Origin of the sequence: Streptococcus sp. LQJ-218 (genome assembly GCF_003428885.1) — a bacterium.
Classification (GTDB): Bacteria; Bacillota; Bacilli; order Lactobacillales; family Streptococcaceae; genus Streptococcus.
The window spans coordinates 272,190-295,440 of record NZ_QQRU01000001.1; the positions used below are offsets into that span (position 1 = coordinate 272,190).

At 36.4% G+C, this 23,251-nt stretch carries 26 protein-coding genes and 1 pseudogene; 8 read left to right on the plus strand and 19 right to left on the minus strand.

Annotated elements, in window-relative coordinates; translation table 11 throughout:
* Positions 1–108: 108 nt before the first annotated feature.
* The 8 genes from D2908_RS01430 (at position 109) to D2908_RS10075 (ending at position 5,221) form a co-directional block, all read left to right on the plus strand.
* Positions 109–1,233 (plus strand): LeuA family protein, encoded by a 1,125-nt coding sequence (locus tag D2908_RS01430; RefSeq protein WP_078352170.1) that lies wholly within the window; start codon positions 109–111, stop codon positions 1,231–1,233.
* Positions 1,234–1,235: 2 nt separating this feature from the next.
* Complete coding sequence (locus tag D2908_RS01435; RefSeq protein WP_117304293.1) at positions 1,236–1,886, plus strand: L-threonylcarbamoyladenylate synthase; 651 nt, start codon at positions 1,236–1,238, stop codon at positions 1,884–1,886.
* The gene (locus tag D2908_RS01440; RefSeq protein WP_117304295.1) at positions 1,876–2,979 is read left to right on the plus strand and encodes an MFS transporter; all 1,104 of its coding nucleotides are present in this window, start codon (positions 1,876–1,878) and stop codon (positions 2,977–2,979) included. The genes D2908_RS01435 and D2908_RS01440 overlap by 11 nt, the downstream gene beginning before the upstream one ends.
* On the plus strand, positions 2,969–3,475 hold the full coding sequence (locus D2908_RS01445; RefSeq protein WP_033680331.1) for a YbhB/YbcL family Raf kinase inhibitor-like protein: 507 nt from the start codon (positions 2,969–2,971) through the stop codon (positions 3,473–3,475). The genes D2908_RS01440 and D2908_RS01445 overlap by 11 nt, the downstream gene beginning before the upstream one ends.
* Positions 3,476–4,127: 652 nt before the next feature.
* Entirely contained in the window at positions 4,128–4,391 is a 264-nt protein-coding gene (locus D2908_RS09995) for a hypothetical protein (protein WP_206269735.1), read from the plus strand.
* A 55-nt stretch (positions 4,392–4,446) separates the two neighbouring features.
* Positions 4,447–4,611 carry a hypothetical protein gene (locus D2908_RS09895; RefSeq protein ID WP_165847408.1) on the plus strand — a complete coding sequence of 55 codons (165 nt, stop codon included), beginning with the start codon at positions 4,447–4,449 and terminating at the stop codon, positions 4,609–4,611.
* A 1-nt stretch (position 4,612) separates the two neighbouring features.
* Entirely contained in the window at positions 4,613–4,861 is a 249-nt protein-coding gene (locus D2908_RS10070) for a hypothetical protein (protein WP_240628263.1), read from the plus strand.
* 96 nt (positions 4,862–4,957) lie between these two features.
* Positions 4,958–5,221, plus strand: coding sequence for a hypothetical protein (locus D2908_RS10075; RefSeq protein WP_240628264.1), 264 nt, complete (start codon positions 4,958–4,960; stop codon positions 5,219–5,221).
* Between the two features lie 34 nt (positions 5,222–5,255).
* On the opposite strand, the gene D2908_RS01460 is transcribed toward D2908_RS10075, so the two are convergent.
* From D2908_RS01460 to D2908_RS01550, 19 genes and pseudogenes are all read right to left on the minus strand, one after another.
* Positions 5,256–8,069, minus strand: a complete 2,814-nt coding sequence (locus D2908_RS01460; protein WP_117304297.1) for a phage tail tip lysozyme — start codon at positions 8,067–8,069, stop codon at positions 5,256–5,258.
* Between the two features lie 68 nt (positions 8,070–8,137).
* A complete protein-coding gene (locus D2908_RS01465) occupies positions 8,138–10,438 on the minus strand; it encodes an AAA family ATPase (protein ID WP_206269736.1) in 2,301 nt (766 codons plus the stop codon).
* Positions 10,389–10,748: a PrgI family protein gene (locus D2908_RS01470; protein WP_001097589.1), complete on the minus strand. Its 360-nt coding sequence runs from the start codon at positions 10,746–10,748 to the stop codon at positions 10,389–10,391. Before D2908_RS01470 ends, D2908_RS01465 begins: the two co-directional genes overlap by 50 nt.
* Before the next feature lie 53 nt (positions 10,749–10,801).
* Positions 10,802–11,656, minus strand: a complete 855-nt coding sequence (locus tag D2908_RS01475) for a conjugal transfer protein TrbL (protein WP_117304299.1) — start codon at positions 11,654–11,656, stop codon at positions 10,802–10,804.
* A gap of 16 nt (positions 11,657–11,672) precedes the next feature.
* Positions 11,673–11,915: a hypothetical protein gene (locus tag D2908_RS01480; protein ID WP_000627865.1), complete on the minus strand. Its 243-nt coding sequence runs from the start codon at positions 11,913–11,915 to the stop codon at positions 11,673–11,675.
* Positions 11,916–11,935: 20 nt separating this feature from the next.
* Positions 11,936–13,813, minus strand: a complete 1,878-nt coding sequence (locus D2908_RS01485) for a type IV secretory system conjugative DNA transfer family protein (RefSeq protein ID WP_117304355.1) — start codon at positions 13,811–13,813, stop codon at positions 11,936–11,938.
* Positions 13,813–14,301, minus strand: coding sequence for a hypothetical protein (locus D2908_RS01490; protein ID WP_117304301.1), 489 nt, complete (start codon positions 14,299–14,301; stop codon positions 13,813–13,815). Before D2908_RS01490 ends, D2908_RS01485 begins: the two co-directional genes overlap by 1 nt.
* A complete protein-coding gene (locus D2908_RS01495) occupies positions 14,291–14,590 on the minus strand; it encodes a hypothetical protein (RefSeq protein WP_117304303.1) in 300 nt (99 codons plus the stop codon). Before D2908_RS01495 ends, D2908_RS01490 begins: the two co-directional genes overlap by 11 nt.
* A gap of 333 nt (positions 14,591–14,923) precedes the next feature.
* Positions 14,924–15,511 (minus strand): type II CAAX endopeptidase family protein, encoded by a 588-nt coding sequence (locus D2908_RS01500; RefSeq protein WP_117304305.1) that lies wholly within the window; start codon positions 15,509–15,511, stop codon positions 14,924–14,926.
* Positions 15,512–15,513: 2 nt separating this feature from the next.
* Complete coding sequence (locus D2908_RS01505) at positions 15,514–15,747, minus strand: hypothetical protein (protein ID WP_000840776.1); 234 nt, start codon at positions 15,745–15,747, stop codon at positions 15,514–15,516.
* Positions 15,748–15,759: 12 nt separating this feature from the next.
* Positions 15,760–16,140, minus strand: coding sequence for a hypothetical protein (locus tag D2908_RS01510; protein WP_000566528.1), 381 nt, complete (start codon positions 16,138–16,140; stop codon positions 15,760–15,762).
* Positions 16,133–16,582, minus strand: coding sequence for a hypothetical protein (locus D2908_RS01515; protein WP_061370804.1), 450 nt, complete (start codon positions 16,580–16,582; stop codon positions 16,133–16,135). The genes D2908_RS01510 and D2908_RS01515 overlap by 8 nt, the downstream gene beginning before the upstream one ends.
* On the minus strand, positions 16,566–17,924 hold the full coding sequence (dcm, locus tag D2908_RS01520; protein WP_061370805.1) for a DNA (cytosine-5-)-methyltransferase: 1,359 nt from the start codon (positions 17,922–17,924) through the stop codon (positions 16,566–16,568). Before dcm ends, D2908_RS01515 begins: the two co-directional genes overlap by 17 nt.
* A gap of 98 nt (positions 17,925–18,022) precedes the next feature.
* Entirely contained in the window at positions 18,023–18,802 is a 780-nt protein-coding gene (locus tag D2908_RS01525; RefSeq protein WP_061370806.1) for a replication initiator protein A, read from the minus strand.
* A complete protein-coding gene (locus D2908_RS01530; RefSeq protein WP_000159607.1) occupies positions 18,799–18,972 on the minus strand; it encodes a hypothetical protein in 174 nt (57 codons plus the stop codon). Before D2908_RS01530 ends, D2908_RS01525 begins: the two co-directional genes overlap by 4 nt.
* A gap of 207 nt (positions 18,973–19,179) precedes the next feature.
* Positions 19,180–20,541: pseudogene (rlmD, locus tag D2908_RS01535) on the minus strand (23S rRNA (uracil(1939)-C(5))-methyltransferase RlmD).
* Positions 20,542–20,614: 73 nt separating this feature from the next.
* On the minus strand, positions 20,615–21,589 hold the full coding sequence (locus tag D2908_RS01540) for a DUF1002 domain-containing protein (protein WP_117304308.1): 975 nt from the start codon (positions 21,587–21,589) through the stop codon (positions 20,615–20,617).
* A gap of 73 nt (positions 21,590–21,662) precedes the next feature.
* Positions 21,663–22,277: a cell wall hydrolase Pmp23 gene (gene pmp23, locus D2908_RS01545; RefSeq protein WP_117304310.1), complete on the minus strand. Its 615-nt coding sequence runs from the start codon at positions 22,275–22,277 to the stop codon at positions 21,663–21,665.
* Entirely contained in the window at positions 22,277–23,251 is a 975-nt protein-coding gene (locus tag D2908_RS01550) for a nucleoid-associated protein (protein ID WP_165847409.1), read from the minus strand. The genes pmp23 and D2908_RS01550 overlap by 1 nt, the downstream gene beginning before the upstream one ends.

Consider the following 23,251-nt stretch of genomic DNA (forward strand, 5'->3'; position numbering starts at 1 on the left):
TTTTTTCTTAATGATTTCTAAACTTTTTTCAAATTTTAAAATACCTTGATATAGTATACCATATTATTACAGATAGGAGCTCGTATCTAATAAAATAAGGAGTGAGGTATGATATACATTCAAGATAATACAATTAGAGATGGTATGCAGCAAACGTCGATTAAGAAAGATGTTGCAACTAAGAAAAAGGTTATTACTGAGATTAGTAAATCCAAAATTCATTCGGTTGAGATTGGTATGTGTGATACTATTCAAGATTTGAATATTTTAAAAGGCTATATGCGTATATTAAGAAAAGATCAATCTGGGGTAGTTTTAACTCGCTTGATTGAGAGTAGTATTGACTTAGCATTCCAGCTGTATAGTATGTTTCCTAATACGGTTATTAAACTACTGGTACCTGTTTCTAAGATGCATATAACCGAAAAATTAAAAACTAGAGAGGATATCTATCTAAAACGCTTAGAGAGAATTTTGGATTATTCTAAGGAAAAATCACTGCATGTAGATATGGTCTTAGAAGATTCAACACGTGCTAATAGAGAATTTTTATTCCAAGTATTAGATATTGTTTCAAACTATGAAGTAGGATTTGTAACTTTAGCAGATACTGTTGGATGTTCTACGCCAGATGAATATGGAAAAATGTTTAGTGATATTCATAGTAGATTTCCAGCTCTAAAGTTATCAGCGCATTGTCATAATGATTTAGGATTAGCAACAGCTAATACAGTAGCTGCGATTATGAATCATGCAAGTCAGATTGAGACAACCTTTTTAGGAATTGGGGAACGTGCTGGTAATACATCTTTAGATGAGGTGATTGCTATTTTACAAAAGAAGAAGTTTGATGAAATTGACTTTGATTTGCAGACTGTATATCAACTGTCTATAAAGATAAGTGATATTTTAGAGTATGATGTAGCACCCACTAAACCTATAATAGGGAAGAATGTCTTTGTACACGAATCAGGAATTCATCAAGATGGAACTATGAAAAATATTGAAATGTACCAGTATTTATTGCCGAATGAATTAGGAATTCCTAATTCCACTAATTATACAATTAGTGGAATATCTAGTAAAAAGGTTTTATATAGATATTTTGAATCGTTAGTAGGAGGTGATGTCAATATTGATGAACTAATAGGTTTTTATAGAAAATTGAGTAAAATTACTGATAAGCTTAGTCCAGAAGATTGTTTAGAATTGTTTAAATTAGAAAGAGGTTAATAGTGAAAATTTTAGAATTAAATCAGGAGAATTTAGAAGTTCTCAAATCTAAATTAAACGCTGGATATCCCATCATAGTTCCAACAGATACTAACTATAATTTGTGTTGTCTTCCAGATAATAGGATGGCTATTAACCGAATTTTTGAATATAAAATTCGGCCTAAAAATAAGCCTCTCTCTATTTTCATGTCCAATCCTAATGATTGGGAAAAATATGGTAAGACTTCACAAACAAATTTAATGAAATTATTGGTCGATGAGTTTTGGCCAGGGGCACTAAATATAGTGGTAGAAAATATTAGTCCATTTCATTATGCAATAAATGATAGTTCCACAATTTCCTTGGGATGTGTTCAAAATGAAGTTTTTAGAGAATTTGTAGAATATTTAGGAGGAGTAGTTGCAATTACCTCAGCTAATATCTCTGGAACAGCTGATGACCTACTTATCACAGAGGAGGTCGCTGATGAACATATGGGAGATAAAGTTGATTATTTGTTAAAATCAAATGTAGAATCATTGGCTACTAAATCAAGTACTATAATAAAAGTTAATGATATTGGAACTGTCACTATTTTGAGGGAGGGAGATATTAGCAAAAAAGAAATCCAAAATGTATTACAAAAGGAGGGATATGTAATTGAAAAATAAGTTGGGAATAATATTCTATCGGATTTTATCAAGGGCATATTTCTATTTACCCTTTTTATTAATAATTTTATATTCAAAAGGATACTCAATTATAGGTATAGAATTATTGATGTCTTGTTATGGAATAGGAACGTTTGTAAGTTCTACTTTTATTAAAAGGTACATTAGCAATATTCCATCAAAGAGATTATTAATTCTGAGTGAAGTTGTCAAATTAATTGGATTAGGGATATTAAGTTTATCTGATAGTACAATTTTAATTGTTATTGCTCAACTATGCTTAGGAGCAAGCTATTCTATTGGAGCTGGTGAGGATACTAATCTTATCCAGTACTTCTTAGATTCTGAAGCAACTGATTTTCAAAATAGAACAAATGGCTATATGTTCATCTCATTATTATTTTCTGGAATTATTGGGGGGACTCTTTATAAACTGAATCCTAATTATCCGATTTATGCCACGATTATTGCCACGATTATTAATACAATATTACTTTCTTTATTAGTACCTCTAGATTATAAGAAAGAGCAACGTGAATTTAGAAATACTACTAAATATCATTTGACGAATTTTGAAAAATATTGGGTTGGTCATTATGTTTTCCTAAGAGGAATCATCCTAGGACTATTTACAGGATTTTTACCATTTTATTTTTTTACAGATCTGCATATTTCAACTCAATATTTTGTCTTAATATTGGCTTCATACACTTTGATGGGAAATATCTCCTCGAAATTTTTTGTTAATAAGAATAGATACTTTTCTTCCGTACTATTGTTCCCATCTTTGCTATTATTTCTTACCAACAATATTATTTGTATTTGTTTAGGTATGGTTTTATTGGGGCTATCATCTGGAATTACTAGACCTCAGACTATTAAAATGTTAAAAGAGAGTAATAGCAAATTGTCTATTGTTCTGAAAATCGCAGAAGTGTATTATGCTTGTTTTAATATCATATTTCTTATGTTAGGAGGTCTCTTATATTTAAATTTTAATTTTGAAGGGGTAATATGTATGTCGCTAATCGCTTTAGCTATTTATTGTATATTTAGCTTTATAATTCTTAAAGGAGAAAAAAATGAAAATTAAAACAACATTTAATAATATTTTACCAAAGGAGTTTGGAAAGGAAGCAAAAAGGGAAGATATAATGCAAGGAAATCCGGTTCGTTCTTTTGCGTTTGAAGTTGATAATTTACCCAAAGGTACTGAATATATCGCTTTTACTCTTATTGATTATGATGCCATTCCTGTTTGCTCTTTTCCTTGGATTCATTGGAGCGTTGCTGATTTAAAAGTTAATGGTGATAGTATTCAGATTGAAGAAAATATGAGCCGAATTGGTCAATTAATTCAAGGTAAAAATAGTTTTTCTAGTCAATTTTTAGATGGTGATTTTTCTGAAATTGATACAATGTTTGTTGGACCGACTCCACCTGATCGAGACCATAACTATACTTTAAAAGTGTTTGCATTATCAGAGAAAACAGGACTTAAAAATGGCTTTTGGGTTAATGAATTACTAAATAAAGTAAAGGATTTAACTTTGGGTACGGTTGAGTTAGACCTTATTGGAAAATGTTAAAGTCATGATTGGTAAACCTAAATAAATTAAACGTTTAGGTCTTGTTATTATCTTGTAAAACCAGTAAAGTAGCTAAATCTACTATTTTTAGGGGAGTTAGTCACAAAGAAAATCAAACAGTTAGACTGACTGTTTGAGTATGAAAAAAGCAGATAAAAAATCCCTTGAGTAAATAACTTGAGGGATTTTAAAGGTTGGGATAGGGTATTGAAAAGCTCGTACAAAGTATAATAAAAATCCCCACCAAAATTTGAAAATCTATTGAAATGTATTGAAGTTTATTAGCATAATACATAAGTGGAAAGCTTAATTTTAATACATTTAGAAGATTATTGAAAAAGAAATATCACACTTTCATTCTTATTAAAATTCTTATAACTGTATTTTGAATGATTTTCCCCAACCAAGCATCCCTCTCTCTTATAAAATATATAATACATTCAGTTGTATGAAATGTAATATTGTTCTTATCAGACTTGAAACTTTTACTAATCCAACTATTTATCTTATACATTTAATTTAAACCTATAGTATCCTATTTTCTTAATATTCTACAGTGTAGGTTGTTTGGAGCATATCATCAACAAAAAAGAGAACGAGCCAAAACTTCGTTCTCCTTAAAATATAAAACATTACTATTAAAGTAAAAAAGATGGCTTACAGAACCTGTAAGCCACCTAGTCAGTCGGTTTATTCTGGTGTCTGCCACCGCTTGGCCCTTACGTCCAAGATTGCTATCGGATTTCGTTCTGGTGTCCGCCACCGCTTGGCCCTTATGTCCAAGATTACTATCAGATTGACCATGAGCCGACCACTCATCTACACAATTATTCTAACGAATATGAGCTACAAATACAAGAGAAAAACTTATTTTGGATTTATACACTATAGAAAACATACACTATCTTTAGATTGAACTTTTGTTCAAAATAAGCTATAATGAATTTAAGTAGAAACAGGAGGTAGAACAAATGGCTACAATCAGTTTAACACGTGATATAAAACTAACAAACGAAGATGCTCTAAAAATTCTTAATCATAAACCATCTAAAAAGCTACAAGCAGTCTTGAAATCTATTGAATCACAAGGCGCTACCGCTCCAACGAAAAATAAACTCATTTCAAAGTATCTGTAAGATGACAATTCAAGTAACACCACTTAAGCAATATCTTGAAAATATTCAAGTGCTGGCTCCTGATAAAACTGAGAAACAAGTTCAGGAGCTATTTAAAACTATCATTTTAGAAAATGTTGATTTCAACGGTAATGAAGAGATGTTGACTTATCTATCTGATAAAGCTCCCAATTTTGAAAAACAACATCGTTCTCGTAATTTTATCGTTGAAGAAACTGAAACAAATAACATCATAGGATTCTTTAGTTGATCTCTCAAAGTTGTTGATATTTCTGATTTAGAGAAATCCTTAAAAAAGAAACTCGTCCTAAAAGGGAAAAGTCCCAAAAATATTGATTATCTCCCTGTGTTACTTATCGGTCAATTCGGCAAAAACACAAAGCTAAATAAACTATCAGGACAAGAGTTATTTGAAATTGTAATTCAAAAAATTGAAGAATTTCGAGCAATTGTAGGAACTCAGATGGTATTTTTAGATAGTATCAATCATCCTAAAGTCATTCAATTTTATGAACAGTTCGGATTTGTTGCTTACAGTCAATTGATTAAAGACAATCATCAAGTAAGTTATCAGCCTATGGCATTAAATATGTCACTCTATAAAAAATAAGAATCATGTCACCTAAACTGATGACATGATTCTTTTATTTCACCGTATAGGCAAAACTGATGGCACTATCTGCTTGAGAGATTTTTCTAAAGGTATAGTTAGGATTACCCCCATAGTTTGTCTCAGACACAAGAAAAGAACCATCATCATAAACTTTCTCGACAAAAGCCACATGACCATAGTCTGCTGGTGTCCCATGTGTACCTCCTACAAAAGAAACAATAGCACCTGCTTTTGGTGTGGAACCCGTTTCTCCACCAAGACTTGAAGCTGTCGCAACCCAGTCCTGACCATTTCCCATGGTATTAATAATTGAAATCTTCTCTCCATTACTTCCTTTTAATTTTAAGCCTAACTGATTCATACGAGCCGCAACACCCCATGTACATTGTCCATAGGCATAGGCCATACCATCTCCACCATCAGGAACAGAATGATCATACAAGTCCCCACGAACCCCTTCAAGGGATTGCGGGTCACTCTTTGCCTGTCCTCCATTTGTTTGGCTGAAGCCTTTTTCAATTTGGTAATACCATTCCGTTGCTCTTGTTTGTCTTTCTAGTAGCTTGTCACCAGAATTTCCCTCCCAATAGGTAAGGAAGAGTTGGGCCAGATTGGCTGCACTGCCCGTATTTTTAAAGAAATCCTTTAACCAACTTTGATAGTAAGGACTATCCCCATGAAGCATAAAATCAAGTTGGAGGGCTAAATCATACCACTTCTTATTTTTGCTATGTGCATAATTCAATAAAGCTGTATGCCGTGTTGACCCATCTGCGGTATCTGTCCATTGCCCTAACCCCAAACCTCTATGAAGAATATTAGGATAAGCTCCTCCATAAATGTCTGGCCCTCCTATCGCTAACCAGGTTTCATCATCCCATGAGGAATCGGTAGCGCCAACTGGAGGAGATAAATAATCTCCTTCAGCTCGTTTAGGATTGATAGAAGACTCTACCGACCAATTTCCTAAAATAGCCGCAATGGCTTGGGGACTTGCCCCTTGAGATTTCAAAAACTCATAAATATGTTTTGCTCGTTCAAACTCATCCCCACCAAACTGACCAATGGCAGGTAAGATAGTGGTCTGAAGTTGAATGACCTTTGGAAAATAAAATTGCGGATTGACATACACCAATTTTTCTTTCTTGTTCTTATACTTTTGATAGGAAACTTTCAAACCTGTATCGTCTGGTGTTTCACCAATAACATCACCCGTTAGGACTCTTGTCCCCTCAATCGCACGGCCGTTATGAATAGAATATAAGGTCAATCGGCTCTCATTCTCTCCTTTTCCGTTAGTGAGAATAACATTGTCACCATCTAGAGATACAACTCCATCCATTGGTGCGACAATCGTTTGGTGAGCCTTCGCTTCTAGTAGAATGTACTCCTGAAGGGTAGGTTTTCCGTCTAAATCATAGTATCCATAACGATAAGTCATGGTTAGACTATCTTCGTTGCTTTTCCCCTCAAATGGATTGTCCAATTCCTGCATGGAAGCATAGACACCTTCTTCTTTTAGTTCCTTCATTTCCTCTTGATCGTCTTTCGATAGTTTATACTTAGGAGTTTCATAAAGGTCTTGCATGGATTTCAAATCTTCCCCATCGTTTAAATCATGCCACAAAGTAGACAGATAATCCTTGTAAGTTTCTGAACTAAATAAGTGAACTGGTTTGTGTAACTCATAGTCATGGAATTTAAAGTTCATATACCCCATCACATCATCAACTTTTGTGTAATAGGTAATGCCTTTGTCATTTGTACGAGTATGTTCTGCGTCTTCCCAAGTTAGGTGGGTATAAGCTTTTGTTAATTCAAATTCATCTTGTTGAATCAAACTAGCAGATGAAAATCCTAAAAAGAAGCTCATCATAAGTAAAAGAAGAAAGACTATTCCTCCAACTATCCAGGTTGCAGGATTTCCAGCCGCAAATGTAAAGAAGGAAAAGGCTGCTTTTATTTTTTGATAGATATTTCGGACACTTGTAAGACCTTGTTTCTTTAATTTTCGAAACCGATTTTTAAAGGAACTTGGGTTATCTTTCGCTAGTTTCCATCCTTTTCCATCCTTAAAATGATGGTATCGCTCTTTTGTGTTGGTCAGTCTTTTCTTGGTAAAACGACCTGTTGCTTGTCCTGTTTTGACACTAGCTTTCCCCAGATTATAAGAAAGCCGACTGTAGCGTTTCCCTTTTCTAATGGTCTCTTGAAGTGTGCGATAGCCTTCTAAATCTTCATTTTCTGAAGCTAACTCTCCACCTTCACGTCCAAGGACAAAAAGAAAAGTTTTGGCTTTCCTACTGACTTTTTTGGACTTATAGGCTTGTTTAGTAGATTTTAAATTTTCTTTAGCAGCCTTGACTTCTTTCTTAGCTTTTAATTCTTCTAAACTCTTCCCTTGAAAGAAAAAATTAGATTTTTGTTTCGATTCCTGACCGTAGAGAAATTTTTGATTGGTTTTTCTTTCTTTACGACTCTCTTTTCTTTCTTCTTTTGCTTCTACCTTTGCTTCCTTAAATTGTTTCTTGGCTATTTTCAATCGTTTCCTAGCATGAGGCAACCGTCTGTCTCTTAATTCTTTGCGATTCAAAAGAGATGGAGGACTATTTTGAAGAATATGATTGTAGTCTTCATTTGCTTGTTTTACTCTCTCCTTTGAAGCTTCTCTCATCTCCTCTAGCTTTTGCTTCATCTCTTTTTTCCATGCTTTTTCATCCAGTACAGCGGAATCTTTTTTCTGTTTCCTCACCTCCTTCTTTCCTTGTTTCAAGAATTTCTTCTCATCTTTTAGGCTTCTTCTAAATGCCTTTCTTGCACGTATGATTTCTCTTTTATCCTTCATTTACCTTCCCCTTAGTTAGAAGCCATTTTATCAGGATCCGTACTCATGATATCAAACAATTGAGTACCTTAAGGAATCTTATTTTTAAAGGGTACGACAACTGAACCAGCTTTTATCAGTCCTGCCCCTTTTTCTGGATTGACAAGGTATTTTTCGAGTTCTTTTGACAAGCCTAAGAGTTGAACCAGTTCTTCTCGGTCATTTTTTGCTTGCTTGAGGAGAATCATAAATTCACTATTTGCAATAATCCGTCTACCATTTGGATCTAACAATAAGGTTTCGACGTTTTGAGTTATTCCAGTCGGACTGGCTCCATATTTTCTGACACGACTCCACAATTTAAAGAAGAAATCACTGGCATATTTATCTAATAAGAGAAGCTGCATCTCATCAAAATAAATCCAAGTCTTCTTCCCTAATTTTTGGTTCCGAACAACACGATTCCATATCTGATCAAACACTACCATAAGAGCGATTTGTTTCAGCTCATCTCCTAACTTTTTAACGTTATAGATTAAGAAGTTAGATCCTGTCTGAATATTGGTCTTATGAGAAAAAATATCAAGAGAACCTTCGACATACAGTTCCATATCAAGTGCCAAATTCTGCGCTTCTTCTTCTGGTTGTTGGCTCAAGACAAAGACCCATTCTTCCAAAGAAGGCTCTTTAAATGACTGATAGGTGAGTCTGGTTACTCGGTCGATAATCGATTTTTCTCTTCCATCCATTTTCCTATCCAATAACTTGCCGATAAAGGATAAAAGAAATTCTGATTTTACCTTTACAGGATCTTCATCCATATTTTCATCAGACAAGTCAAGTACATTGAGATAGGTTTGGGAATCTGGCGCAATATCAATCATTTCCCCACCAAATGCTCGTCCAATGACACTGTATTCTGCTTCTGGATCCACGATGATAATTTCAGTATTTTCACCAGATTCCTTGATTTTTGTCGTGATAATTTCATGCTTGGTTGCCATCCCTTTCCCAGCTCCAGATGTCCCTAAAATCAGACCAGACGGTGTATTTAATAGGCTTCGATCAATGGTAATAATATTGCTTGATATTTGATTGATACCGTAATATTTCCCACTGCGGTCTTGTAAGTCTACTGAAGTCCATGGAGAGTTCACTGCTACATTGGACGTTAATAAACTCCGTGATACTCCCTCTAAAAAATCACAACCAAATGGCAGCAAACTATTAAAGGCTGCTTCTTGCATATATGGAAGTTTATCAATCATTAGGTCATTTGAGCCGGCCACTTGTTGGATCGTGTCTAGGGCTTGTTTGAGTTCTTCTTCATCCTGACCAAAAACCCCAATCATAAAGACCGTTTGAAACAGTTTATCTCCTGTCTCGGTCATGGTTTTTAAGAGTTCTTCAGCTTCATCGATATTGCTTTCTAATACATGACCTACTTTTTCCAAATAGATACCTGTACGAGCAAGTTTTTGTTGTTCCCCAATCTTTTGGGACTCCATTAAGGTTTTCTTTGTTCGTAGTTTCTTCATGGCATCAGCCTTGGTCGAACTTTGAGCATGGAGGCTCACTATCAATTCCAAATCTCCTTGCATGAGGTCTCTGATAAACTGATCCCCTAATTCCATACCGTAGTCTCTGACATAGACAATCTGTAATAAGCGGTCATTGATTTGTAGGTAATTCTTGTTTTTAAAATCCAAGAGATTAGGTGCTATGAAGTGACGAGTTGTCTGACCAGATCTCGTTAAATCACGGTAAGAAAAAGGAAGATGGTGTTCTCCTCTAAGCATGTCTGCCAACAAGTTCACCCGTTCTTCACCAGCCAAGGATTCAAAACGTGCATCAATTTCTGAGAAACCACTCTTGAAATATTCTCCAATTTGAGACAAGGAACGATAAGCTTGTTTGGGATTAGAATCCTTTCTACCAAAGCTAATCAGTTTCACAGCTGAAAAATTATTTTCGCCACTGTCTAAATTCTGATTCATCATCCGATTCAATTCTTTACGATAGGTATCATACCCATCTTCTTTTTCCTCATACAAAACACTTTGTCTGAATTTTTCTAAATTCAATCTTTTGTTAAAGATAGTCAATTGGAAGTTGGTTTGGTCGTCTAAAGAGTTAATCAAATCAGAATACTTCTCAATGATTGCGCCCTTGTCTTCTAAACCAACAGTCTGGTAATTGACATCACCAAGTAAATAGCTTTGTGAGAAATAATCTTCTTTTACCTGCATCAGACCATTTTGATACAGGGCTTGATAGGAAAGAGTATTAGCCGTTGATGGTAACACTTCCTCTTTTTTTCCTTTAACTACTTCTTTCTGATTAGTCATTGAAGTTTTTTGTTTCTTTAATGTATTTGATTTTCTTTTCATGTTCAGGTCCTTTCTTTCCTGTAATTGTGCGTAGGGGAACCGTTAATTCAAAATGAAGACGGTATTTCAAATAATGTTCAAAATATAAATCATTGGGTTTATAGACTCCAAAAAGCATGAGGGGGATGGTAAAAGCAAACACAAAACCGTAAACAAACCAATCTCCAAATTGCCAGAAAAAGAGATTCAAGCCCAAAACAATAATTGTGACAATAAAGGCTGGTAAAACAAAGATGATTTGTCTTGTGGTGAAACCTAACCAAGCCCTGTGTTGGTATTTTGAGATGTCTTTAAAGACACGTGTATTCATGACTTTCCTTTCTAAAAAGGCTAAGAAGCAATCACTTCCTAGCCTTTATCTAATTACATACCTAAAATTGAGCGAGCCGTACGTTGAGAACCAACGAGGGCAATAATCAGTAAGATAGCTTGTACCAAACTACCAAACATAATCGCAAGTGATTGCAGGACTCCTGCACCATTTGAAACAGCTATTTTCCCAGCAGATTCAAACAAAGGAACAAGAGAAACAATCAGAAAAATAAGAACCCCTTGTACTGCATAGACCATAATATTTTTTAAATAGCCAATACCAATAGACTTCCACTCATCACTTAAAAATGTTGGAATCGTAAGAGGGGCAAATGGAATCATAAGGTAGAGTTGAATAAATCGAATAGATACCAAAAGATTGACCATGGCTGCACTTACTATCCGAACAAGCCAAATGAGGAGGGCGAAAAAGCCCACAATCATCCGACCAATAAATCCTGACCCTTTTAATCCAGAGATGGTATCATACTTCGCCCCACTGTGAGCCACAATCGAGGCCACTTGTTCAATGGCGTGACTCGCAATCCCGATGATAGCTTCTACAATGACGGTAGTGTTTGTAATTACAACTGCGACCATAATATAACTAATCAACATCGGGGCTAATGCTTCAAAGGTCATCGCTCCACCTGAGTTAGCAATTTTCTTTGCCATCTTCGAAAATTCTAAGATGAGAACAACTGATAGAATCGCAACTCCAAGGGGCTGCATGACACTTTTAGTAATACTAGACATATAAGTCCAAACTGTTGGATTGTAGCTAGATAGGGATTTAATCAGATCTACCGTAGATTGTAAATCTACATTAAATCCTTCAAATAAATTTTCAGCTGATATTTTTTCAGATGCAAGGTAAACAAAGGATGAGACTAAACTAAGATTCATGTCATTGTTTATCCTCCTAAATTGAAATTTGAGTTACAAAGGCTCCAGCAGCCCCTACCATAACTCCGCCGACAATTTCCAGAATGGCATTCCGAACACCTGGTCCACCATCTTTAATGTTGGTTGCAAGATTGACAATCCCCACAACAACGAGAAAGGCACCAACCGCAATCAATCCCTTCTGTAACAAAGACATAGCTTGTGCAAACATAGCACTTGCGTCTACTCCATAAACAAAACCTTTAAAATGCGTAATCATCTATTTCCTCTTTTCTATTTTTATTTTAAACTAGATTCAAAAGTTAAATCACGAATTCTAAGGCCTTCAAGATGGTTTTCTTGACTTTGATTCAAAGGATTGATCTGATAGTTCCACCACCGTTCATCGGTTTCTTGATTGGCTAGGTATTTCCAGTTTGGATGCTTGGTAGAATTGTATTTTTTGCTTTTAAAGACAGGCATATTGGCAATTCGAACCAGACATTCATGCCGTTTCATATTTCCGACTTCATCAGGTGTCATTAAATCACGAGCAATCTTTTGATAAGAAAGGGATCCTGAACCTGTCTGGCCAAAGGAACGACTAGTATTTCGAACATCAATGGTTTGTTTACCGAGTAACCCACTCATAAATTTAAAGGTATCTTCATCATTACCACCTAAGTAGACTAAGCTATCACAGTTCCCCAAAATGGTTTTCCAAGCTTCTTTTTCTTTATAGAGCCCTTGAAGTTGGGCAATATTTTGAAGAATAGGAACGAGACTCATATTCCGAGAACGGACTGTTGAGGTTTGTTCAGCAAAATCTGGAATTTCTCCGATATTTGCGAACTCATCTAAGTAAACTCTTACATGAAGAGGCAATTGACCCTTAAAATCAATATCTGCTTGTCTTGTTAGGGTTTGAAATACGGTTGAAAAAAAGAGGGCTGAAAGAAAGCGAAAGGTACTATCGTTATCTGGGATAACTAAGTAAACCATTGATTTTTCCTGGCCCCATGTCTTCATATCAAGGGTATCTCTTTTGGTCAAATCCATGACACTTTGAATATTGAAGAGGGCAAATTTAGCAGTGGTTACAGCTATGACAGAATCCAGAGTCTTATCCTTATAATTTTGAAAATCGGCCCAATTTCGCATGGTAAAATTTTCAGTTCCATACTTTTTAGCATAATTTTCGAATAGAATTTCTAAGACACTTTTTTCTTGGTTTTCACCCTTGGATAAGTGTTTAATGAGTTTTGAGATTTCCGCAAAACTTGGATAACGTCCTCGTTTTTTTCGCTCTTCCACTTCTTTTTTTTGACGTTTCAACAAGTTTTGGTATTCTTTTTGACTTAAACGACTTTCTTCTATGAGCTGTTCTCTTGTTTTAGGTGGGTTATAGAAATCGACCAAGTAAGAGGCTAAAGCACGGACTAAAGTCATAGAAGCTTCATCCCAAAATGGATCACTACGGGATCCAGAGCCTTTGGTGTTATTAAAATAAACCGTCAGCATGCGATTCAAATCATTTTCTGTCTCTATATAGCGAAAAGGATTGAAGCCATCTGAGTTCTTCATATTGACTAAATCTAACACCTTTACTTGGTAGCCATGTTCTAAAAAGAGTTTGCCCGTTTTCTCGGCCAAGTGATCTTTAGGATCCACTACAATATTGGAACTATTCATCTGAATCAGATTGGGTTTCACAAAGCGAAATGTCTTCCCACTTCCTGAACCTCCGATCACCGCAATATTCTTATTTCTATCATATTGGGGTGGTTTTTTATCTAATAATGTCAAACGAACATCTTGTGCTAAGATCGTATCATGAGAAAATTCCTTACCGTAAAAGAACTTCTTTTCTTTTAGAGTTCCAAAACGGGCGCTCCCGTATTCTACCCCTTCTCGGTATTGTTTTTTACCAGTCTCTAAATAGAGATAAACCAGCAACATCATCACAAATCCTAGTAGAAAAAAAGCACTTGATTTTCCAGTAAAGGAAACATTCCATGGCGACTGAAGAACTTCATCTTGACCTTCCATCAGAAGACGAGTCCATTTATCTATGGTATTTCCAGTATAGGAATCATACAAAAGCGTCAAACGATGAAAAAGATAGCCTAGTAAGATACCTAACAGTGAGAATAGTAGGAATTTCTTTCCACTGTACATCATCTCACCATCTCTTTCTGTTTGACGGCCCCTTCTTGTCTCAAGGTAATTTGGGATTTAGCCTCATCAATTGCATCGTCTAATGACTTATCCATGGTAAAATCAGCTAATTTCTCCGGATCATTAACCATTTTTTCTAACAGATGGTCTAAATGATTGTCTAGAATCGAACGGTCTTTCGTGTAGAAATGCAGAGAATCCCCTTGCCAAGCGATGGCTAAAGGAATCTCTTCTTTTTCTATAAAAGCTTTAAATTTCTCGATATCAATTGGTTTGTCTAAGAAATCTTTTTTCAGATTAATCGTATCAATCGCATAGGGAGATTGTAGCAATTCTTCTAATTTCTGCACCCCTATCTTATAGGCGGAATCCTGTGCTAAAGCCTGACGTCTAGACCATTCTAGAATCTTTAAGAGACTTTTTACAGTAAATAAAAGACTACGCTCAGCATATTGAACTGCCATTCGTTCCTGTTGTTCAGAGGACATCTGATGCCTCCTTCTTAACAAATAGCAGCTTTCCTTCTTTATAACGATAAGCTATCAATTTCTGACGTTGCTTAATCGACTTGACAGCCTGCAGTAGATCTCTCGAATAAGGTTCTCGAAGAGTAACTTCTACTGCTTTCCCATCAACGATACCAACGCGTTTAAATTCAATGTAGTCTTTTTTGAGATGTCCTAAGCCCATACCAAAAGGAAAGTGATGAATCAATTGGATGGTACAACCACCTTTATTTCCCATTTGTTTCAAATCATACAAGTTTACTACCTTCATGATTAACTCCTTTATCTAGTTTGTCGCATCGTTTAAGTCTGGTAACGATAAACTCCGTGTCTGTTAGAAAATTCTCACACACGTCTTGTGCCAGTTGCCCTTCACAGGGAAATACTCTCAGTCCCTACTTACACAGGCACGCTAATCAAGACGGAGTGGATTCAATTTTCAAAGAACAGGTAGCTTTATTATAGATAAGAGTAGTTGAAATTTTTATCACATTTCTTATTTTTCTGTAGAGCTAAATTCATATTAATCAAAGAGTTTGAAATAAAAGACTAACATTGTTACATAACGTTAGCATTTCATTTCCCTAAAACAAGCTAATTTGGTCTAAAAAAGCAACAAAATATAAACCAGTAGATTCCATACCAAATGTAGACCTATACTTCCCCATAAGTCCGATTTATAGCGTACAAGCCCTAAAAACATCCCAAGTGAAACATATAAACACCAAGCTAGAATGGTTCCTGGATGATGTGCTAAGGCAAATAAAACACTTGTCAAAGCAACTCGAATATCTAATTTTCTGACCAAGTTCCATAACATTTCTCTATATAGAAATTCTTCAACCATACTCGCATTGATTAAGAACAATAAAAATGAAAACCAAGGAACTTGATGTTGAAGCCCAATTAAGTTTGCTTGATTCGTGCTTCCTTGAGCATGGATTAGGCTAAAACATAGACTTATAATCAGTAGGCTAGCTAATCCAATACCAAGCCATTTCATCCTAGATTTCATACTGACCTTATGCACTTTTTTACGTTGGCCATACATCCATAAAAAAGAAATGAGTGACGAACCATAGAGAATCTGTAGTATAGTTAACTCACCGATACAAAGAAATTTCAGTAAGTATAGAGATACCAATAGGACATTTACTTGTTGGAATATATAAACTGGAATTATTCTTTTCATAGTTACCTCCGAAATAAATCTTCATAATCTAAATCTAATACCTGCACAATCCTTTCTACCCATGGACTTTGAGGCATTCGTTGTTCCATCTTATAGTGACGAATCTTTTGATACAAACGATTCAATTCACTTGGATAGTGAAACTCTCCCGCAAACATTTTTCTGGTTAACTCAATCCAGCTGATATTTCTTTCAGCCAAAATAATGGACAAGTTCTCCCAAAATCGTTCAGCCATATTGATTCTCCTTTAGTTAGATAAATAATGTGTTTGTGCCATGTAAATCAATTGTTTCGTATCTCTTGGCAATAAAGCTCTAGCCTCTTCCAAATTCAGATTTGGATAAACTCTCTTATTTGAAACCGCAAGAGGAAGTCTAATAGTTAGTTCAGGATTTTTTAATATCATTTCAATGAAATCCGTTAGTCTTAAATTGTCACGGTTCTTAAATCGTAATAAATTAGGAGATAAAAACTCAAAACAATCTGAAGAATAGCTCATCATCTCAATTAATTTATCCCTTGTCATTTCAGAAATCGAATGACAGGATACCTCAATGCCATAGTTTTGGAAGAATTCTAAAAGAAGTTGATTTCTATGGTTATTTTTACTTAGATAGAGGTCAATCATGGGAAACCTCCCAAAGATTCGGTTCCATTTGATATTCTGATACGATTAAGGAATCTAATAAATTTGCGAAGTTAATCGGTTGCTTGTCTTCATCATAAGCTTTTACAGTTACTTGGGTTGTAAGTATTCCCTCTTTTCCCTCGGCTCGATAGCCTTGTCCATATAAAACAAAAACAAGATTTTGATGATCATCTACAAAGGCATCAGCTCCGTTCTTTATATCCTGACTTTCAAGGAATTCCATAATGTTTTGAAGATAGGATTCGTAAAATAGGGGGTAGTTGTGTTTTTTATGGTAATCATCTAAAAATGTCACCTCAAACTCACATGGATAATTGGGCATCAAAAATATTTGTTCATCCAGCTGTCTGATTTCTGCATCATGTAATTCTGTTTCTAATTCATCACAATCTAGTATTGACTCTTTATTTAAAGCTTTCATCTTTTTCCTCTACTTCTTTTAATTTCTTTGCGATTGCGGCAATCACAGGAACGGTTACACTATTACCAGCTTGTTTATAGAGCTGACTATTACTAGAGACTTTTCTAGCAGCTTCAAAAGCCCAATCAGGAAATCCCTGCAGTCTAAAACACTCTTTAGGGGTGATTCTTCGTATCCTCAAACGGTAAAATTGCCCATCAATTAAGACACCGGCTACATGATAAACTTGCTTATCTTCCCCTTCATAGCTAGCCACTACTACTCCCATTTGCCCACTAGTTGTTAACGTATTCGCTATACCTTTTCCAACTCTACCACGACGATACTGAGAACTTGGTCTTTCTAAATTGATTGAATCCCCAATCTCTGCTTGAGCATATCCTTTTTTCGTTGCTTCCCGTACTTTTAGAAATTGGATTGGTTCTGGAATCAGTATTTTGGGGATTTTATCTCCACCTTGCATCGTAGTCAGTGTTGGAGATAGCCCCTCACTTCCATAGACGCGACCAGTTTCCTTAAAGCTAGTTGGTAAATCTCCAACAACGATAATACCATGGCGATCCTGAGTATTTAAAGTAAACATTGGCTCTTGATTATCCTTGAAACGTCTACCATTTTGTCTTTTTTCTAATCTATCTGGTGTCATACAAGGAATCGCAACTTTAAATCCTTCTCCTTTACCACGAACTAAGGTTGGCGCAAGACCTTCTGAATAATAGACTTTACCGCTCATTCCACTTTTTGATGGATTCAAATTCCCTAATGTTTTTAAAATCTCAGAGTTAGTTGCTTGACCTTCTCGTCTGAAAGGAAATAAGAGTCTGGTACCTTTCTTTCTAGAATGTCCGATAATAAACACCCTCTCCCTGTTTTGGGGAACGCCAAAATCCTTACTGTTAAGCACCTGCCACTCAACATCAAACCCCAACTCATCAAGTGTGGTAAGGATTGTGGTGAACGTCCGTCCCTTATCGTGATTGAGTAGGCCTTTAACATTTTCAAGAAAAAGAAAACGTGGTTGGATTTGTTTGGTCGCTCGAGCAATTTCAAAGAACAAAGTTCCTCTAGTATCTTCAAATCCCAATCGTCTTCCTGCGATTGAAAATGCTTGACAAGGGAATCCCCCACAGATGACATCGACTTTCCCTCTAAGTTTTTTAAATTCGTCATCTGAAACATCTCGTATGTCATGAAATTCTATTTCTCCTTCCGTTTGAAAAATGGACTTATAAGATTTCCTAGCAAATTTATCAATCTCACAAAATCCAATACACTCGTGTCCGACACTTTCCATTCCAAGTCGAAAGCCACCGATACCTGAAAATAAATCAATAAACCTCATTTCTTGATCACCCCTTCCTGATCGACTATCAATGTCCAAAGAGTCACTCCACTTGAAATGACAATGAGCATAACTAATATCCACTCGATTGGCGACATTTAACCACCTCCTTTTCTAACACGGTTATTCCAAACAGAATACAAGCCGTTAAACACAAATTCAGCAAGTACTTCCGCTCGTCTAACAAAGCGAACATTGTCAAGAGCATACTGATAGATTCTCTCAAAATCAGTCATAGCAATTTCACTGGCTGTTTCAGAAAAACCCTCTCGTCTAAATTGATCTTGCACCAATCCCCAAATATAATCTCTATCATATTTTGTGACCTTTTCTACTTTTCTTCTCAAAATAGGTTGAGAATTCCTATCCTCCTCATCCTCAATAAATAAAGATTCAGTCTCACTAAATTTAGTCTCACTAACTTCAGTCTCACTAGGGGCTGAATAAGAGACGGGGGCCGTTTCATTTTCATACAGGCCTAGTCTTTTTTTAACACTAGGCCTGTTCGGACTAGCTACTGGGGTAGAAGACAACTCCCCTAAATAAATCTTATTAGCTAGCCTCCCTTTCTCACTTGAAGACTGTTGGACTTCATCAATTAGGTCATATTCTTTAAGAGTTTTTTTGATGGACAGTAATTTTGACTTCGAACAACCTAACAGCCTCATCAGTTTAGAATTAGAAAATACTAAATAAACCGCCCCTTCTTCATCTATCCAACCACGACTAAGAGATAATTCTAAACGATCTTTTAAAATAGAATAAGCCACCTTTACTTCTAGTTTCATATCCATATATTTCTCATCCTCAAAAAGAATTTTAGGTAATTTATAATACCGTTCTGAAGTTTGGTATTGATTTGCGGTAATTCGTTTCATAACGCTCCTCCAAGTTCTTTGAGTATTAAATCTCCACTTGACTCCAATCGAACCAAGCCACTTTTTTCTAATTCAGCCATAAGAGAGATGGCTTCAACAATGTCAATTCCCATTTCACGTACTAAAAATGAAATGACAATATAGCGTGATGATTGTAATTCTTTTGTCATTTTTCCTCCTGATAATAAAAAAAGAGAACAATATACAATTGTTCTCTCTTTAGATAAATATTTATTGTTGTATTCATTTTTCCGATACGCAAACGACATCTACAAATACATATACATCTATGTGCCTTTTTAGAACTTTTTTGACGTCAAAATTGCCTTTATCTACAAATACAAAATGCTTGTAAAATAGCTTAAAATCAAGGATTTTCACCCTCTTGTTCGTTGTAGCAACACTACACACTCCACGTGATGCGTCTGAGGAAATAGATCCACCGGCTGTATTTTCTTCAATTCATAGCCCAATTCTTGGTAGAGTTTAATATCACGCGCCATGGTAGCGACATTGCATGAGATATAGGCGATGCGGTCTGCTCCTGTTTGAGCGCTTGCCTTGATAAAGCTTTCTGTGAGTCCTTTTCTTGGTGGGTCCACTAGGATAAGACTTGGTTGAATCCCATCTTTAAGCCAAGTTTTCATAGCATTTTCAGCTGTATCACAGACATAGTGGGCGTTTGAAATATTGTTGAGTTGGGCATTCTTTTTACTATTCTCAACCGCTTCTGGAATCACTTCAACACCATAGACTTCTTTGACGTGTTTCGCAACAGAGAGACCAATCGTCCCGATACCAGAATAGGCATCAATGACCACGTCATCTGCTCTTAATTCAGCAAAATCAATGGCTGTCTGATAGAGTTTTTCAGCCATTTCAGTATTAACTTGGTAAAAGGCTGGTCCAGCGATTTAGTAGTCATTTCCCAACATCTGGTCGGTAATATAGTCTTGTCCATAAAGGGTGCGCCACTCCTTACCAAAAATCGCATTGGTATTTTGGTCGTTGATATTTTGCATAATAGACACAATCTCTGGGAACTGCTTGATGAGTTGTTCAATCAATTGTTCCACACGAAAAACTTTGGGACGAGTTGTCACCAAAATAACCATAATTTGACCTGAATAGTGTCCGCGACGCACCACAAGATTCCGAATCAAGCCAGCTTGTTCCTTTTCATCATAAGGTTTTAAATCATAACGTCGAAGCAAGTCGCGTAGGGCTACAACTACCTCATCAATCACAGGATCTTGGATAAAGAAATCTTCAAGTGGCATGAGGTCATGGGAATTCTTACGGAAAAAGCCAGTTTCCAAAACACCATTTACTCGACGAACAGGGACCTGTGCCTTGTTGCGGTACTTGATTGGGTCTTCCATACCCAAAGTTTCAGCAACCTCTACATCTGCAATTCCAGCAATCTTGTAAAGACTGTCCTTGACTTGCTTGGTTTTAAACTTAAGCTGTTCTGGATAAGCAAGGTGTCCTAAATCAGCAATTCCTGAACGTAGGTAAGCCAAATCTAGATCTTGATTACGGTGTGGTGACTGGACAAGGTATTCTTCCACTTTCCCAAAGCCAATTCTTTTGTTTACTTTGAGGACTCGCATGAGGATTTTTTCACTCGGTAAAGCATTTTCTACAAAAAAGACCAAACCATCCACCTTGGCAACTCCTGCCCCTTCATGGGTCAAGTCAACAATTTCAACTTCTACAATATCATTTTTCTTTAACATTCTATTCTCTTTCTATTGGCCGACAAAAAAGACGGCAACGTTACGGTTACCATCTATTATACCATGAAATTTCTTAAGAACCAAAACTCTTGAAGAAGTTGACAATGGCTTGCCAGAGGGAGCTTAAGAAGTTCCCGCCGTCCTCTAGCGCCTTATCCGCATCAAAGTTAAGATTGATATTTTTAAAACTGTCGCCAGCTTGTGATACGATACTTTGTTTAAGGTCATTTAGGGTTTTAGTGAAGTCTGCATTGCTGAGGATATCACTCTTTGAGAGATTCAAAGCAAAATTGATGATGATATTGATCTGGTTTCCTGTTATAACCTGATCAAGTTTGTAATTTTTTAAGGTATCTTCAACGATTTTACGGATATCTTCCTCCGTCAGATTTTCCTTGCTTTCTTTAGCTTTGGCAAGTCCTGACTTGATATCAGCTAGGGCAACATTTAATTTGTTCGCATCATAGCCTGACTTGTCCTTATTTTCAGCATTGATATCGGACAGAGCCTTCAACTCTTCTTGAGCCAAATCTTTGTTGGCTTGTGGCACCTTGGCTCCATTAGCCTCTAGCGAATAGTAAATCCCGGCTAAGGCACTTTCACCTGTAACTGGAATAGGTGCTGCTACAGTGATTTTGGCGTGTTCCACACCCAAAGTTACGGCCGCATTGCGGTACATATCCTGCGTTACCTTAGTGATATTCTCTGGTGTTTCAATCTTGACCTCAAGTGGCGATTTGTCACCTAGCTTTTGAATCTTGGCTGATGAATACAATTGTAAGCTGGAGTCATTGGCCACATTCATAATCTTAGAATAGACATCAGGTGTCATCGTCTTGAGTTCTTTGGTGTCTGTTGAGGCATTGTAGCCTAGTTTTTTTAGGGTTTGATTTTTTTGGTCTTCAGACAATGAAGAACCTAGGACATATTCAGGTTGAACATAGGTTTCATCGATAACTTTTTGCACATCTGTTGCTGCATGGACGCTACTCATAGCTGTTACTGCCCACAAGACCGCAGCACTAGTCAGAAAGAGTTTCTTTCTCATAGGGATTTTCCTCCTTTACCTTTCTAGAGTAATATATCTATCTTAAAGAAAACTTATAACAAAAACACCTGGACTAGCCAGATGTTGAAAAGAGTGTGAAACATTTGATGATGTAAAGGTTGAGTTGAACCTGTCTAGAATAATAATAGTTTCCTCCATTTACATAGAGTTCGGCTCCATGAAAAATGGAAATAGGGTGAATATAACTATAAGTCTTTCCAGTGGTATTGCCAAGCAAGGGAGCAACAGTATCACGAGAGTACTGTTTAGCCAGTGATAGGGTGTTTTCCTTACCATTTTGGGCGATAAAATCGATATAGGCAGGTCCAAAATTATAGGCTTGAACAGCCGTCCAAACATCTACACCCTGCTTCTGGGCCAGATAGAGATTGTCTGTCAGAGTTTGAACGCCTTGCCGAATGCTAGAGGCATTATCATTGATGGTGTTGGTAGAGCCACTAGCAGACTCACTAGACTGCATAACATCGCCTTCTTTTCCTTTGGTTTCGGTATAAATCATAGCGAGCACAAGCTCTTCGTTTGCTGGGGTGTCTTTTTCACTCAAGATTTCTCGCACCATGGGCTGGTAGGTCATGACTTGCTTGACATCTTGGTGAACGCGGTAAGCTTTATATCCAGCAAAAAGGAAGACTGCTAGTACAAGCACTCTTCGAATTCGTTTAAACATTATTTACTTTGGATATCCTCGATATTTTTGATTAAGATAGAGTAGGTTCCATTGTCATTTTGGATAAACTCAACAGACTCAGCGTCTTGATAGACGTTGTTAGGTACAATGAGCTCTATTCCATTTGACAAGGAAAGTTTTTGGTTTTCAAATTTTTTAAGCTGACGACTGGCATCAATTTCATCAAATTGAACTGGTTCTGGTACTGCTTCTTTCACTTGGTCAATAAAGCTCAAACGAGCCGTCAGATTGTTGTCAAAAAGGTCGTTAGCCAATTTTTCAGGTGACAATTCATTACTTTCTTCTAGATTATTGAAAATCGCTGATTTGACCTTAGATTGAAATTGAAAATCATCTGTGTTAAAAGTCTCAGCAATTCTCTGAGCCGTTTTTTCAAGTTCTTTGATCGATTTCTTAGGAGAAATCTTGGGAGCGACAGCAAGAAGATTATCTGAAAAATAGTTCAAAAAAGTCCCGTTGTACTTGATTCGTTTCTCGATCAGGTGGTACTTGCGACTCTGAAGATTGACCACCAAGGCCTCGTCAGCACCCGTTCCAAATCCAGGCAGGTTATTCTGAGTCAGCTTGATTGGATTATCAACTTCTCCACCGAGGTGGGTCAAGGTCTCTCGCAGGGCAATTCGCAAGAAAGCGAAATGTTCTACACCTTCTTTCGAAAATTGCACAAAAATCAAGTCATTGGTTTTGAGGTTTTCAGAAATGCTGAACTCCTCTTTCCAGAGATTAGCTAGTGTTACTGAAGTCTCCAACAAATCGTCTGTGATGTGATTGAAGAAGGGATTTTCTTCTTCGAAAATCCCAGTCTTGGCTTCATCTGAATACACACGTTCAATTTTTTTGCGTAGATATTCTTCGATTTTTGGAGTGATATTGAGAAACCTATCCGCTAGAAACAGCTCGGTATCATCCGGACTGAACTGGTGAATAATGGCTTTCTTAATATAAATGTCCAT

Bases quoted from the DNA above. Each gene is read 5' to 3' on its own strand.
- D2908_RS01445 (WP_033680331.1), top strand. From the start codon at position 2,969: ATGAAAATTAAAACAACATTTAATAATATTTTACCAAAGGAGTTTGGA.
- D2908_RS01485 (WP_117304355.1), bottom strand. From the start codon at position 13,813: ATGTACAGTGGAAAGAAATTCCTACTATTCTCACTGTTAGGTATCTTA.
- D2908_RS01490 (WP_117304301.1), bottom strand. From the start codon at position 14,301: ATGTCCTCTGAACAACAGGAACGAATGGCAGTTCAATATGCTGAGCGT.
- D2908_RS01510 (WP_000566528.1), bottom strand. From the start codon at position 16,140: ATGATTGACCTCTATCTAAGTAAAAATAACCATAGAAATCAACTTCTT.
- D2908_RS01540 (WP_117304308.1), bottom strand. From the start codon at position 21,589: ATGAGAAAGAAACTCTTTCTGACTAGTGCTGCGGTCTTGTGGGCAGTA.
- D2908_RS01500 (WP_117304305.1), bottom strand. From the start codon at position 15,511: ATGAAAAGAATAATTCCAGTTTATATATTCCAACAAGTAAATGTCCTA.
- D2908_RS01470 (WP_001097589.1), bottom strand. From the start codon at position 10,748: ATGAATACACGTGTCTTTAAAGACATCTCAAAATACCAACACAGGGCT.
- D2908_RS01460 (WP_117304297.1), bottom strand. From the start codon at position 8,069: ATGAAGGATAAAAGAGAAATCATACGTGCAAGAAAGGCATTTAGAAGA.
- D2908_RS09895 (WP_165847408.1), top strand. From the start codon at position 4,447: ATGGCTACAATCAGTTTAACACGTGATATAAAACTAACAAACGAAGAT.
- D2908_RS01515 (WP_061370804.1), bottom strand. From the start codon at position 16,582: ATGAAAGCTTTAAATAAAGAGTCAATACTAGATTGTGATGAATTAGAA.
- D2908_RS01550 (WP_165847409.1), bottom strand. From the start codon at position 23,251: ATGGACATTTATATTAAGAAAGCCATTATTCACCAGTTCAGTCCGGAT.
- D2908_RS01505 (WP_000840776.1), bottom strand. From the start codon at position 15,747: ATGGCTGAACGATTTTGGGAGAACTTGTCCATTATTTTGGCTGAAAGA.
- D2908_RS01475 (WP_117304299.1), bottom strand. From the start codon at position 11,656: ATGAATCTTAGTTTAGTCTCATCCTTTGTTTACCTTGCATCTGAAAAA.
- D2908_RS01430 (WP_078352170.1), top strand. From the start codon at position 109: ATGATATACATTCAAGATAATACAATTAGAGATGGTATGCAGCAAACG.
- D2908_RS01465 (WP_206269736.1), bottom strand. From the start codon at position 10,438: ATGAAAAGAAAATCAAATACATTAAAGAAACAAAAAACTTCAATGACT.
- D2908_RS01495 (WP_117304303.1), bottom strand. From the start codon at position 14,590: ATGAAGGTAGTAAACTTGTATGATTTGAAACAAATGGGAAATAAAGGT.
- dcm (WP_061370805.1), bottom strand. From the start codon at position 17,924: ATGAGGTTTATTGATTTATTTTCAGGTATCGGTGGCTTTCGACTTGGA.
- D2908_RS01525 (WP_061370806.1), bottom strand. From the start codon at position 18,802: ATGAAACGAATTACCGCAAATCAATACCAAACTTCAGAACGGTATTAT.
- pmp23 (WP_117304310.1), bottom strand. From the start codon at position 22,277: ATGTTTAAACGAATTCGAAGAGTGCTTGTACTAGCAGTCTTCCTTTTT.
- D2908_RS01480 (WP_000627865.1), bottom strand. From the start codon at position 11,915: ATGATTACGCATTTTAAAGGTTTTGTTTATGGAGTAGACGCAAGTGCT.
- D2908_RS10070 (WP_240628263.1), top strand. From the start codon at position 4,613: ATGACAATTCAAGTAACACCACTTAAGCAATATCTTGAAAATATTCAA.
- D2908_RS09995 (WP_206269735.1), top strand. From the start codon at position 4,128: ATGGCTTACAGAACCTGTAAGCCACCTAGTCAGTCGGTTTATTCTGGT.
- D2908_RS01530 (WP_000159607.1), bottom strand. From the start codon at position 18,972: ATGACAAAAGAATTACAATCATCACGCTATATTGTCATTTCATTTTTA.